This is a genomic window from Paraburkholderia sp. NPDC080076 (assembly GCF_050281145.1).
Taxonomy (GTDB): Bacteria; Pseudomonadota; Gammaproteobacteria; order Burkholderiales; family Burkholderiaceae; genus Paraburkholderia.
The window spans coordinates 157,434-170,862 of the sequence record NZ_JBNNWQ010000011.1 but is presented as its reverse complement, the minus strand read 5'-3'; the positions used below and the strand labels follow the sequence as shown (position 1 = coordinate 170,862).

The 13,429-nt window shown below is 58.7% G+C and carries 11 protein-coding genes and 1 riboswitch; of the genes, 4 read left to right on the top strand and 7 right to left on the bottom strand.

Going from position 1 to position 13,429, the window contains the following annotated elements; all coding sequences use genetic code 11:
• Positions 1 to 2: 2 nt before the first annotated feature.
• Positions 3 to 755, bottom strand: a complete 753-nt coding sequence (locus ACQKRQ_RS33960; protein WP_408178557.1) for an SAM-dependent methyltransferase — start codon at positions 753 to 755, stop codon at positions 3 to 5.
• Complete coding sequence (locus ACQKRQ_RS33955) at positions 752 to 1,873, bottom strand: DegT/DnrJ/EryC1/StrS family aminotransferase (protein WP_427481807.1); 1,122 nt, start codon at positions 1,871 to 1,873, stop codon at positions 752 to 754. Before ACQKRQ_RS33955 ends, ACQKRQ_RS33960 begins: the two co-directional genes overlap by 4 nt.
• A 148-nt stretch (positions 1,874 to 2,021) precedes the next feature.
• On the opposite strand from ACQKRQ_RS33955, the gene ACQKRQ_RS33950 reads away from it, so the two are divergent.
• Positions 2,022 to 2,573, top strand: coding sequence for a hypothetical protein (locus tag ACQKRQ_RS33950; RefSeq protein WP_427481805.1), 552 nt, complete (start codon positions 2,022 to 2,024; stop codon positions 2,571 to 2,573).
• Between the two features lie 40 nt (positions 2,574 to 2,613).
• Here the strand turns inward: ACQKRQ_RS33950 and ACQKRQ_RS33945 are convergent, their stop codons facing one another.
• Together ACQKRQ_RS33945 and ACQKRQ_RS33940 are read right to left on the bottom strand one after the other, a co-directional pair.
• Positions 2,614 to 4,074 (bottom strand): amino acid permease, encoded by a 1,461-nt coding sequence (locus ACQKRQ_RS33945; RefSeq protein WP_132383851.1) that lies wholly within the window; start codon positions 4,072 to 4,074, stop codon positions 2,614 to 2,616.
• Positions 4,075 to 4,285: 211 nt separating this feature from the next.
• Complete coding sequence (locus ACQKRQ_RS33940; RefSeq protein WP_427481803.1) at positions 4,286 to 6,211, bottom strand: potassium transporter Kup; 1,926 nt, start codon at positions 6,209 to 6,211, stop codon at positions 4,286 to 4,288.
• 395 nt (positions 6,212 to 6,606) lie between these two features.
• A riboswitch (yybP-ykoY riboswitch) is annotated at positions 6,607 to 6,773 on the top strand.
• 9 nt (positions 6,774 to 6,782) lie between these two features.
• On the opposite strand from ACQKRQ_RS33940, the gene mntP reads away from it, so the two are divergent.
• Positions 6,783 to 7,352: a manganese efflux pump MntP gene (mntP, locus tag ACQKRQ_RS33935; protein ID WP_408178552.1), complete on the top strand. Its 570-nt coding sequence runs from the start codon at positions 6,783 to 6,785 to the stop codon at positions 7,350 to 7,352.
• A 145-nt stretch (positions 7,353 to 7,497) separates the two neighbouring features.
• Entirely contained in the window at positions 7,498 to 7,818 is a 321-nt protein-coding gene (locus ACQKRQ_RS33930) for a pyrimidine/purine nucleoside phosphorylase (RefSeq protein WP_116122394.1), read from the top strand.
• Between the two features lie 127 nt (positions 7,819 to 7,945).
• Here the strand turns inward: ACQKRQ_RS33930 and ACQKRQ_RS33925 are convergent, their stop codons facing one another.
• The 3 genes from ACQKRQ_RS33925 to ACQKRQ_RS33915 form a co-directional block, all read right to left on the bottom strand.
• Positions 7,946 to 8,317 (bottom strand): hypothetical protein, encoded by a 372-nt coding sequence (locus tag ACQKRQ_RS33925; protein ID WP_132383843.1) that lies wholly within the window; start codon positions 8,315 to 8,317, stop codon positions 7,946 to 7,948.
• A 437-nt stretch (positions 8,318 to 8,754) separates the two neighbouring features.
• Positions 8,755 to 11,862, bottom strand: coding sequence for a bifunctional diguanylate cyclase/phosphodiesterase (locus ACQKRQ_RS33920; RefSeq protein WP_132383841.1), 3,108 nt, complete (start codon positions 11,860 to 11,862; stop codon positions 8,755 to 8,757).
• Complete coding sequence (locus tag ACQKRQ_RS33915; protein ID WP_408178549.1) at positions 11,859 to 12,608, bottom strand: substrate-binding periplasmic protein; 750 nt, start codon at positions 12,606 to 12,608, stop codon at positions 11,859 to 11,861. The genes ACQKRQ_RS33920 and ACQKRQ_RS33915 overlap by 4 nt, the downstream gene beginning before the upstream one ends.
• Before the next feature lie 320 nt (positions 12,609 to 12,928).
• Between ACQKRQ_RS33915 and ACQKRQ_RS33910 the strand changes: the two genes are divergently transcribed.
• On the top strand, positions 12,929 to 13,405 hold the full coding sequence (locus tag ACQKRQ_RS33910) for a YybH family protein (RefSeq protein WP_408287092.1): 477 nt from the start codon (positions 12,929 to 12,931) through the stop codon (positions 13,403 to 13,405).
• Positions 13,406 to 13,429 lie beyond the last annotated feature (24 nt).

Genomic DNA, 13,429 nt, shown 5'->3' with positions numbered 1-13,429 from the left:
TTTTACGGTCGTTGGATCAAGATGTCTTCGCGGCGATTCGCCATGGGCAACGCTCGCCCTTGCGGCAGCACGTAGGCATCGAACCCAGCGGATCGCGCCCGCTCGAGAATCGAGAAGACGACGGAGTCATCGATCTGGTCATGCTCGATCTGATTGAAGCTCACGACCGGATCGTCGGCGGTGCGCATGAACTCCTTGTGGAAACGGACGCCCGTTTCGCTGGAGAAGAAACGTTTGCGCTTGGATACATTCGGTATGTCGCCAATCAACATCTGACCTCCCGGCGCCAACAAGGACAGCGAATCGTCGAGGAAACGAAAGAACGGCGCCTCCAGCACGATGTATTGCAGAACGCTATAGCAGAGAATGACATTTGCCGTCTCTCTGAGTCCGTCGATGACGCCAGGGCAATCGGGGTAGCGCGCTGCAACCTTCGTGATGAATGGCCGATCGTCCAGTTGCTGCAACATTTCCTCGCTATCCACCAAAGTGAGCAAATGGCCGTTCTTCTCGCAAAGACCTATCAGCATGCCCGGAAGATCGCTGCATCCAGGGCCGATGTCGAGCACGTTCTGTTTCGGAAGTTGCAGGTTGTCCAGTTTGCCGACGATGTCCGCGAAAATGTGACTCTCGAAACCTTGACGATAGTCGTCCGGAAATCCGATCCGCTCGTATTTCGACAACGAGTCGTCGCTCGCGAGCCGCCGGAAATCGTCGAAGCCGATCTGCGATGTGCGGTTCTTTGGTTGATTCATTGCGCGGACTCACGTGCGAAATAAGCACAAACGGATTCGATGACACGATCCACCTGCGCCTCGGTCATTCCCGGGAAGCACGGCAACGTGACGATCTCGGCCGCGCTCTGTTCCGTCACCGGCAAATGTTGACGGGGTGAAGCGGACCGGCTTGTGTAAGCGGTCTGCCAATGATCGGGAATCGGATAATGCACTTCCGTTGCGATCTGCTGTTCGCCAAGATACGCGCGAAACGAATCACGGTCGCGCACGCGAATGACGTAGAGATGGGCAACGTAATCCGCATCCACGGATGAAGCGATCCTGGCCGGTAGATCTTTGAAGGCGGCGTTGTATCGCCGCGCCACGGCTTTACGTTGCGAATTCCAGTCGTTCAGGTGCGGCAACTTCTCGCGCAGGATCGCCGCCTGCACTTCGTCCATACGGCTATTTCGGCCGCCCGCCAGCTCTACACTGTATTTGGCGTTCCAGCCGTACTGACGCAGCATCTTCAGCTTCTGTGCGATCACCGGGTCCGAACATACGGCTGCACCGCCGTCACCTAGTGCGCCCAGGTTCTTGGTCGGATAAAAACTGAAACAGCCAACGGCGCCAAAGCTTCCCGCAATACGCCCCGCGCGCATTGCGCCATGAGCTTGCGCACAATCTTCGATGACAGGAACGCCGGCTTGTGCGGCAATCGCTACGAGTTCTTCGATAGCTGCGAGTTGTCCGTACAGATGCGTAACGAGAATCGCCTTGGGCTTCTCGCGCGAAAGCAGGTCACGAAGGGCGGCCGGCGACATGTTCAGCGACGAAGCATCGACGTCGACGTAAAGGGCGCGCGCTCCAATCGCATTGACCGCCGTGCTGCCGTAATAGCCCGCGTTTGCCACGAGCGCCACGGAATCGTTGGACGTTACATCTAGAGCCCGCAACGCGAGTTCCAGCGAGTCGGTTCCATTAGCAAGTGCAACGCAGGTATCGACGCCGATATACGCGGCGAACTCCCGCTCGAAGTTGGTCACTTCATTGCCGAGGATGAACCAGTGACTGTTCGCCACGCGGTTGAACGCACCAGCCAGGTCGATGCCGCGATTCGAGGCTTCAATGGAAAACAGAGGGACCTTGCCGGCCATAGCGCGCCTACCTCCGCAATGTGATTTACGCCATCACACGCGAGCGGTGCGATGACTTCGATTAAGTTGTTACCGTGTGAAGTGTGCCCGAATCAGATTCGAGAAGGTGACGACGGCAAACGCCTATCATAACTCATGGCGAATGTCGATGTCACGTTTGAAAGGTATTGGGCAGACGCTGGGGAGACGGGTCGTGAGCTTAGATTTCGATGTCACGCGACAGCGAGATAAGATGCGCCGCGCGATCAGACGATCCAACCCCGAGTCGGACGGCGGATGGGAATTGCTGCGCGGCACTCAGCGCGACGGCAAGCGAGGCCGCAGCATATCAGATACTGACAGGGGGACGATCGCCCGAATCAACCGCGAGCAACTTTTATCAAGTGCCGGCAGAACGCGGCATGCTTTGATGCGGAAAAAACTCCTTCTAATTCCCCTCCCGCTCATCGGGCATATGCCGCCGCATAAAAACGTCGATGCCATCCACGCGCGACGAGGCAAACGCCCTAACCACCACGACACCAACGATACCCAAAACAACCACCACGGCCGGAATCTCGAACAAGGTCATATCCACGACAAACCTCCTCATAAACCAGGAGTAGCCACGTCGTACTGCATCGTCGCGGCTACCACTCACACTCCCAGTCTACGAAGGCAGACCTCAGCCACCAAACGAGCATTTTTCATCGATATGTGAGAAATATTTGCAGTAGCGCCGCCCCGGCGCCACCGCCCTCTCAGTGCCGCTCAGGAAAGCGCAACTTCGAATGATTGCGACCATAAGAAATATAAATGGTCATCCCGATCACAAGCCACACGACAAGCCGCACCCACGTGACGAGCGGCAGCCCGGCCATCAGCAACAGGCAAAACAGGATCCCCAGAACCGGCACGATCGGTACACCAGGAACCCGGAACGGGCGTGTGGCATCAGAGTCACTGCGCCGCAAATAGATCACGGCGCCGCACACAAGAATGAACGCGAACAAAGTGCCGATGCTAACCATCTCCCCCAACACGCTGATCGGAGTGAGCGCCGCCACGATTGCGACGACCGTGCCAATCAGAATCTGACTCAAATGAGGCGTCTGAAGACGCGGATGAACTCGTGCAAAAAGAGGCGGTAGCAAGCCGTCCGTCGACATCGTGAAGAAGATGCGGCTCTGCCCGTACAGCAGCACGAGGATCACGGTGGTCAGTCCTGTCAGCGCACCGATCTTGATCAGAATCGAGAACCAGTTCAGGCCAATCGCATCCACGCCCTTCGCGATCGGATCAGGAACATTCAGTTCAGCGTACGGTACGAGTCCAGTGAGAACACCCGCGACGAGGATGTACAAAATGGTGCAGATGATCAGCGACCCCAGAATGCCGATCGGCATGTCCCGTTGCGGTTTTTTCGCTTCCTGTGCGGCAGTGGAGACCGCATCGAATCCGATGAACGCGAAGAACACCACGGCCGAGCCACGCAGAATCCCGCTCATGCCGAAGTTGCCGAACTCGCCAGTATTCGCGGGAATAAACGGATGCCAGTTCGCCGGCTTGATGAAAAACATGCCGAGCGCGATAAAGGCCACCACCACGGTCAGCTTGACCGCCACCATGACGTTGTTGAGCCGTGCTGATTCCTTCGTACCGAGCACGAGCATGGTGGTGAGAATGGCGATGATCACGATCGCGGGCAAATTGATGATGCCTGTCGCGGTGGTGCCATCGGGTAGCTTGATGATGGTGCCGGGTGCGGTGGCTAGATCGGGCGGGATATTGATCCCCACGTTATGCAGCAAGCTCACGATATAACCGGACCACCCGACCGCGACAGTGGCGGCGCCCATCGCATATTCGAGGATCAAGTCCCAGCCGATGATCCACGCGAAAATTTCACCCAGCGTGGCATACGTGTAGGTGTAACTGCTGCCGCATACGGGCAACATCGCTGCCAGCTCCGAATAGCAGAGGCCGACGAACGCGCACGCAATGCCACCGAGTACGAATGACAGGATGATGCTCGGGCCGGCGAATTGCGCCGCGGCGGTGCCGGTCAGAACGAAGATGCCGGCGCCGATGATCGCGCCAATGCCCATCGCCGTGATGCTGGTTGCGCCGAGTGTTTTCGATAGTGCGTGGCCTTCTTCCGCGTCGGCGCTTCCTACAATATCGGCGACGGATTTTCGTGCCATGTAGCTCGTATCAGCCATGATGAGTCGTCCCGTTCAAATGGTGTTTGGGAACGAGCCGACTCGGTTTGCTTCGGCTCGCGGAGCACGACAAAAACATCTGTTACTGAAGACTAGCGGGTAAAGAAAAGAGGAATAGCAAATTCAGTGTATTCCGAATTAAAAGCAAAGTGAATGTTTGATTCTCTCGTGCCTGCGGACGATGCCTTTTGCTCGCGTTCTTATGCAATCTTCAAATCTCCACGCGTGCCCCCAACTCAATCACTCGATTTGCCGGCAGCTTCAGATAAGCCGCAACGTTACCCACGTTATGCAACATGACTGAGAACAAACGCTCCCGCCACATCGCCATGCCGCTATCACGAGTGGGCACCAAGGTCGCACGGCTAAGGAAGTAGGAAGTCTCCGCCGGCTCGAATGTCAAACCTTGCGACTTACAAATTTCAAGCGCGCGCGGCAAGTCGACCTCGTCCATGAAACCATACGTGATCGTGACCTGGTAGCAGTCCGAATCTAGCGGGTGCACACTCACGCGCTCACTCGTAGGCACCCACGGTATCTCCTCATTGTTCACGGTCACGAAAACGACACGTTTGTGCAGCACGCGGTTATGCATCAAATTGTTGATCAACGAATGCGGCACGCCATCAGGATCGGGCGATAGAAAGATTGCCGTGCCGCCGCATCGCATCGGCGAGTCCTTCAACAACGTGGCCAGATAGGGCTTGAGCGGCATCGTCCCGGCCCTCACGCGCGCTTCGGCACGCATCATCTCCCAGCCTCGTCCCCAGGTCGCCATGATCGTGTAGATGATCAGCCCGACGAGGAGCGGGAACCAGCCGCCCTGCATGAGCTTCAGCAGATTCGCGGAGAAGAACGCCGCGTCGATCACGAAGAAGAAACCGGTCGCAAACACGCATAGCAGCCAGTTGTAATGCCACGCGTAGCGAATGACGAAGAACGTCAGGATCGTCGTAATCAGCATCGTGCCGGTGACAGCGATACCGTACGCGGAGCCGAGCGCCGTGGATGAACCGAAGCCGAGCACAGCCGCCACGACGGCGGCCAATAACGTCCAGTTGATGCCTGGCACGTAGATTTGCCCCATTTCTCTTTCCGACGTGTAGACGACATTCATGCGCGGCAAAAAGCCGAGTTGCATCGCCTGCTTCGTCATCGAATACGTGCCGGAGATAACGGCTTGCGACGCGATCACGGTCGCGACCGTCGACAGCACGATCATCGGATACAGCGCCCATTGCGGAAACAGTTTGTAGAACGGATTTTGCAGCGCGCCCGGATCGGCAAGCAGCAACGCGCCCTGCCCCAGATAGTTCAACGCAAGCGCGGGAAACACGAGGCCGAACCACGTCAGCCGGATCGGCCTCGCGCCGAAATGTCCCATGTCCGCATAGAGCGCTTCCGCGCCGGTCAAGGACAGAACGACCGCACCCAAAGCAACGAACGCCAGCCACCGATGATGCAGGCAAAACGCCAGCCCCGTGAGCGGATTGAGCGCGACGAGAATTGCGGGCGCGCGCATCAAGTTGATGACGCCCACCACGGCAAGCACGATGAACCAGAGCACCATTACCGGTCCGAACACGATGCCGATACCGGCTGTGCCGCGCTTCTGCATCAGGAACAATGTGACCAGCGCAACCAGCGTCACGGGAATCACACAGGTCTTGAGAAACGGCGCGGCGACCTGAAGACCCTCGACCGCGCTCAACACCGAGATCGCCGGCGTGATCACACTGTCGCCGTAAAAGAGTGCTGCACCCATGATGCCGACACCCAGCAACATATGGCGCAAGCGCGGCCGCGTGGCAACCGACGACGCGGCCAGCGCCAGCAGCGCCATGATCCCACCTTCGCCGTGATTGTTCGCGCGCAGAATTAACGTGACGTATTTGAGCGAGACGACGACGATCAGCGACCAGACGATCAGCGAGACAATGCCGACCACGTTTAGCGCGTTGAGCGACAGTCCGTTGACTGGATCGAACACCGTCTGCAGCGTATAGAGTGGACTGGTGCCGATATCGCCATACACCACACCCAATGCTGCAAGCGCGAGTGCGGGCATCGCCGGCCGCTGATGCCCGCGCCCGCCGGAATGGCCCGCATCGGGCGCGGCGGATACTGACTGGCTCATGTCTCGCTCCAGTTTCGCGTTCTCGCGGTGCAACAATTGGCATTGGCCGATGCACGTGCGGAACCGATTCATGCTCTTGTCAGGCCTCGTTTTTTTCGAGGAGTCGCCTGCGTCCCCACGCAACAGTCAGCGCCGCCGAAGCAACTTCCGTACGAGGAACGGGCGTCCCGTTGCCCTGTCGCCGGACGCGCATTCGTATTGTTCTGATGTTTTGCGTACCTGCCTTCCGCGAACGTGACCTGTCTCTTTTCCTGAAGGACGGTGTGCCACTAATTCAACATATACCATCGGCCGATTGCCACGCTACTGATACATGAAGTGGCGACAGATTTATTTCGTCTCCACATACGCGAGGCGCGATCCGTATTACATAAGGCTTTCGGTGTGATATGCTCGCACCTGTCTTTGGGGAGTAGCCGGCTTCTACCCAGAAGCGCCTGCGTCAACATTCTCGGTCGCGCAGACCGTGGTGCAGGTAGCCCTTTGGTTGGCAAGACCATCGACACACCACGCGACCGGTCGGGCGCGGAGGTGTGTCGCGGTTTTCCGCCCGACCTCGAGCCCTCCTCTCATGAATCCTGTCGCAACGCTGTTCCTTGCTTTCGCCATGTCCACCGACGCCTTTGCGGCCGCAATCGGCAAAGGCGCCACGCTCAAACGTCCTCATTGGCGTGAGGCTGTCAGGACGGGACTCATCTTCGGCGTCATCGAAGCGCTGACACCCCTGGTCGGATGGTTCCTCGGCAAAGCTGCAGCGCAATACGTTTCCGCATGGGATCACTGGATCGCGTTTGCGCTGTTGCTGGTCCTCGGCGCCCGCATGGTTTTCAATAGCTTTGCCGCCAAGGAAATCGAGGCGGCGAAGCCGTCGACTCATTCGTTCTGGTTACTGGCGCTGACCGGCTTTGCCACGAGTATCGATGCCATGGCGGTCGGTGCGGGCCTCGCCTTCGTGGACGTCAACATCTATTCCACTGCCGCCGCGATCGGGCTCGCCACCATGACAATGGTCACGATCGGTGTGATGCTTGGCCGTGTCATCGGGCATGTGGCCGGTAGGCGTGCAGAGTTGGCGGGTGGCGTCGTGCTGATTGGTATTGGCAGCACTATCCTGGCTGAGCATCTGAAGATCATCGGCTAGACGGTGGTTGACGGCCGCCGGCTGCTCCACCTCTTGCGGCGCAATCGACGACTGGCGCGCGCGCCGCCTGTATCATGGCGGGCTTGCGTCCGACCTGAAGTCCGCGCAAACGCATCCACCCACGACAACCCAGAGGAAGATTGGCATGACGGCCGCAACGCAATTCGATCAGGTTTCCATTGTTAAACGAGCCAACGTCTACTTCGACGGCAAGTGTGTCTCGCACACCGTTCTCTTTGCCGACGGCACGCGCAAAACGCTTGGCGTGATCCTGCCCGGCGCGCTGAACTTCGGCACTGATGCGCCGGAACTCATGGAAGTGCAGGCCGGCCAATGCCGCATCCGCCTCGAAGGCAGTGACGAGTGGAAGACGTATGGTGCGGGCGAGTCGTTTTCGGTGCCCGGGAAAAGCCGCTTCGATATCGACGTGATCGAAACACTCGACTACGTCTGCAGCTATCTGTAAAACGTGTCGCGTCGTACGACATTGGTACGGCGCACGCATTCAAGCGTGTGATCGATGATCGCCGGTTGGGCACGAGCCGCAACCCAACCGACGAAAAGACGATTCCGAATCGAAGCTTCCGTTGAGATCAACGGCGCTTCATCTTGATCACGCGCGAAATCTGACCAAGCGTAAAGCCAGTGTTCTGCACGTACTTGGCGTAGTCGATCGGAGCAGTAAACGATTCCTCGGTGACGTACTCGCCCATGTAACGGAATCGATCAGTCGCTGTTCGGACAAAAACAGGCAGTGGGTCGGTCTGTCGCGCGAGCGTTCGGCCTGCCGCTCGTGCAGCGGCGCTGCCATCGCAGACGATCACATCCGGTGCATACGGGTTGAGATCCTGACGCAATCGCGCAGCGACGACCTTGCCGCCCTTCACGGGCAAGAATGCCTGTTTGCATCCTCCCGTCACCCGATGAATATCTTCCCGAGAATACTCTTTTCCAATATCAAACATGATTTTTCTCCCAAGAATGACGCCTGGCTTTAAAGCAGTGGCATCAAGCGGAGCGATGATATCGGCCTGTACCTAAATCCCTTGTATAAAGCACGAGCTTCTTGATAAAGAAGGCATGCTGGTTGAGCGAAACAGCGAGACATGCGCCACAGATTGACCTGGCTGCATCCGGGACTCGTCGCGCGTTTCGATACGCCGTATTAACAGCATTCACCCTGCGGTTATATACGTTCGTTATACGGTTGATGACAGAATCTCGAGGTGACACCGAGCGAGGTTTCGTAGACGGTTGCCGCAAGCGCTTGTAGGAAGACGCCGAGGTATGTAGAGGGCGAAAACCGCACGAAGTGTATGGATCGCCCAGACGCCGAGGCTATGTTTCTACGAGCGCTTGCGTCAACGTTGCGCTACTGATGACGCGTCATTTTATCTCTCACTCACTCCGCCACGCACTGACGCGTCTCGACGCTGCTCAACATCGCTTCAAAACCCTCGATGGGAATCGGGCGGCAGAAATAATAGCCCTGATACGCGTAGCATCCCGCTGCCGCGAGGAAATCCCGCTGAGCCTCCGTTTCGACTCCTTCGGCGATCACGCCCAAACCGAGGCTGCGCGCCAGTGCCACGATGGTCCTGGCAATCACAGCGTCGTTGGGATCGACGAGCACGTCTCGCACGAATGAGCGGTCTATTTTCAACTGGTCCAACGGCAGTCGCTTCAAATAGGACAGCGACGAATAGCCGATGCCAAAGTCGTCCAGTGCGAAGACAATGCCTTTCGCTTTCAGCGCGCCCATCTTCTCGATGATGTCCTGCACGTTGTCGACCAACACGCTCTCCGTCAGTTCCAGTTTCAACCTGTCGGGCCGCGCGCCGGTTCGAGCGATGATCGTCAATACGTTGTCCACGAAGTCAGCTTCGCGGAACTGCTGGGCGCTGACGTTGACCGCAATCGTGAGATGCGCCATATCCGGCCGCGCAGCCCATTGCGCCAGTTGCGCGCAGGCAGCCTCCAGCACCCAGCTTCCCAGCGCAAGGATCAATCCGGTTTCTTCGGCCAGCGGAATGAACTCGGCAGGCGGCACGACACCGCGCTGCGGATGCTGCCAGCGCACCAGCGCTTCCGCGCCGGTTACACGAGTACCGACGACCTGCGCCTGATAATGGAGCAGAAACTGATTGTCCTCGATGGCATTGCGCAACCCCGCTTCCAGCGCGGCGCGCTGCACCACGACGGTCTGCATGTCCGGATCGAAGAAACGCACGGCATTGCGTCCTCTTTCCTTGGACTTGTACATAGCGAGGTCGGCCTGCTTGAGAAGCTCGTCGATCGACGCCTGATGCCCTCTGAACACGGTGGCGCCGATGCTTGCGCTAGTGCGGTATTCGATTTTGCCAAGGTGATAGGGACTACCCAGAACGGCGAGAATTCTTTCGCCCACGGCCTCCGTCTGGTTGGCCGCCTCCTGCCGGTTCTTGTGCAGGTTGCCGAGCACCACCACGAACTCGTCGCCGCCCACTCTGGCCACGGTGTCGCTCTCGAGCACGCTGTCCGCCAGACGCTGCGCGACTTGCTGCAGCAGCAGATCGCCTTTGTCGTGACCCAAGGTATCGTTCAACGTCTTGAAGTGATCCAGGTCGATGAACAGCAAGGCGCCACACGCTTCGTTCCGCGCGCTGGCCGTGATTGCCTGCCTCAGGCGATCCAGCAACAGGGTGCGATTGGGCAACCGGGTCAGTGCGTCGAAGAAGGCCAATTCCTTGATTCGCTCTTCCGCGATCTTGCGTTCGGTAATGTCGTGATGCGTGCCGACGTAGTGACTGACGATTCCGTCGTCGCTCATCACGGCGGAGATCGTGAGCCATTTCGGATACACCTCGCCGTTCTTGCGGCGATCCCAGATTTCCCCTTGCCACCCACCGGCGCGATGAATCGCTTCCCACATCTCCTGGAAGAATGCGGCGTCATGGCGGCCGGAGCGCAGCACGCGCGGTGTCTGGCCCACGATTTCCTCGGCCGTATAGCCGGTGCATTCGGTGAAAGCCGAGTTCACGCGCAAAATGGTGGCACTCGCGTCGGTGATCATCATCGGCTCCATCGAGTCGAAGGCGACAGCGGCAATTCGCAGTTCAGCCTCGACCTGTTTGCGCTCGGTAATGTCGCGGCCGCTCGTGCGAAAGCCGATGAACTCGCCCTTGGAATCGGTAATCGGAACCCAGGACGCGGACAGCCACATGAGCGAGCCGTCCTTGCGAACGCAGCGAAACTCCAGGTCGTCGCCGCGCAAGCCTTGTAGTGCCTTCTGAAACTCGGGTGCAACGCGGGGAATGTCCTCGGGACAAATCACGGTGCCGGCAAAGTCCGGCATTGTCATGCACTCGTCGACGGTATATCCGATGTACGCCTCCACCGCCGAATTGATCCAGCGCGGCTTGCCGTCGGGTCCCCACCAGATTTCCCAGTTGACCGTACAGTCGGCAATCGCGCGGAATTTCTCTTCGTTCTCGCGCAATTCTTTTGTCATTGCCGAGGCAAGCCGCATCGCGCGGCCGCGGCCGGTCATCATCAGCCAGGTGAGCAGCGCCAGCAACAGGCTGAGGCCTGTGCCGGTGCTGGCAATCGGGAGGGCTGCGTTGCGGCCGAAGCGAGCCTTGAAGTCGTCCTGGGCGCTCATCGACAGTGTCCAGTCATGTCCGCCGACAACCAGATATTCGTTGGCCGACATATCCGCAGCCAGATGATGACCGGGCGCCTCAGGCGTTTTGTGCAACAGCGCGGCGGCCGACGTTTCGACGCCATCGTATATAGCGATCGTGAGGCCGGGCGGTTGCTCGCCGTACAGGCTGGCAATGACATCGTGCATGCGGAACGAGGCATAGACCCAGCCGACCAGGTGCGCGCGGCGCTGGGCGACGCTATCTTGCGGCTGGCCTCGTGCGTAGATCGGCAGGTACATGATGAATCCGGGGCGAGCATTGCCGGCGTCCACCGACAGACGGACTTTCCCGGAAAGGGTCGCCATGCCGGAATCGCGCGCCTGTTCCATGGCGCGCCGCCGCACGGGATCGGCCCAGGCATCGAAACCGGGCGCCGCCCGATTGATGCCGGCGGACGGCTCGCGCTGGATGATGGGCGCGTAGTTCTCGCGCGAGCCTTTGGGCTCGATCGCGTAGTCGGGCAACCCCTGCCGGCGGAGAGCCGCAATATGCTCGACCTTCTGCGTCGCCGGCACCCATGCGACGATGCCGATGGCCTGGATACCGGAGAAGTTGGCGTCGAGATTGAGCGTGCCGACATAGTCGCGGAACTGATCCCGGTCGATCTCTCCACTAGCGGCGAACAGGCTTTGCACGCCGCGTAGCAGGAGTTCATACGTGCCCATGCGCTGCTCGATCCGGCTGACCGCATCGCCCATGGAATAGTTGAACTGGGATAGCAGTTCATGACGGGCGGCTTCCCGCTCATGGTCCCAAAGCATCCACGTCACGCTAAGCGCCGCGGACAGGACCAATAGCGGAAGCAGGACGAGGCGCGCCCAGTTCACGGCTGCGTCTTGAAATCGACCATCGAATCGGCGAGGTCAGGTTTGAAATATTTCTCGAAGATGCGCCGAACCGTGCCGTCCGCGCGCATCTCATTCACCAGGGCGCGCCACTTTTCGCGCTCGGCCGGCGGCAGTGCCTTCTTCGACATGATGAGGCCGTGACGAACGGCGGGGTCGTCGAATTCCACGATGGTGGTCACGTCGCGGATTTTCTTTTCATCGATCGCAGGGTAATCGAAAGGCTCGATGATCATGCCTTGAATGCGTCGGAGAATCAGCGCCTGATACAGCGGATCCAGACCGCCGGCCTGGCTGACGCGGTTTTCGGCCGACAACTTGTCGACCAGACGGTTGGCCGACTCGCTGTAGCGGAAGCTGCGGATCACGCCGAGCTGAAACTGGTCGTTGTGCTCGAAATCGGACAAACGATGAATTCCAGCGTCCTTGCGCACCAACAGATAGTACTTGTTGCTGAAGTACCAGGCGAAATCCGCGTACTCATTGCGCTCGTCGTTGGCAATGCCCGACAGGCTGAAATCCAGTCCGCCGGATTCAATCAGCTTCCAGATCCGGGCCCGCGACATCAGGCTGACTCTGATCTGGCAACCGCTGCGGCGGATCAACTCGTCAGCGAAGTCCTTGTCGATCCCGGTGTCCGTGTCGACGGAATAGAGCAGACCGTGATCGTGTAAAGCTAGCGTAAACGAACGCGAACATTCGGGACCCGCGGCCATAGCGCTACCCATGCAGCTTAGCGCCAGTAGCAAACCCCCGAGGCAATGTCGAATCACAGTGTCTCCGTCGTACGAAGATGACTTGAGTACCACATTCAATTTTCCCAGCAATGACGCCGGCGACGCGATCCTGCTATTGGGTCACTTTGAATGCGGCTAATTAGATGCCATTTTTTTTTGCGGACTGGCCAGCATACACCTGTCCGGCCGGGACAGCGGAACATTCAAACCGTAGGCGCTCTTCTCGCAATATCGGCAATGCGCTGCTGTTCTTGAGGGGATGGTTGTTATTTTTTGAGTGGAAGCGGATTCTGTTGGTTTGGAGAATTCCGATGATCAGACGGCTGCTTACGATTACCGCGGTATTAGCGGGCGTTGTCATGGCGACTCCGGCTCGCGCTGACGCAGGTTCCGACAAGGCCGCCATCACGGAACGGCTGCGAGGCTGGGCAGAGGCATTCAACGCCCGCAATGCAGCGGGCGTCTGCGATGTGTTTGCGCCTGACCTGGTTTCAACCGTCCCTGAAGTGCTCGATGGTAACCGGGATACGCTCTGCACGAAGCTCGCCGCGCTGCTGGCGAAGCCTGAGTTGACTCTGCACTACGATAGCCCGGACATCCGCGAGATCATCGTTTCCGGGGATATCGCCGTAGTGCGGCTGTTCTGGACGCTGACAGCACGCAAGGGTGCTGAGCAAAGCGTGACGCACGAGGCAGGGATGGATATTTTTAAGCGCCAACCGGATGGCAGGTGGTCCATCGCGCGGTTCATGTCGTTCAGCACGACGCCGAATAGTGTTCTTCGGTGAGCGTTCGGTTGATGCACGCGCCAA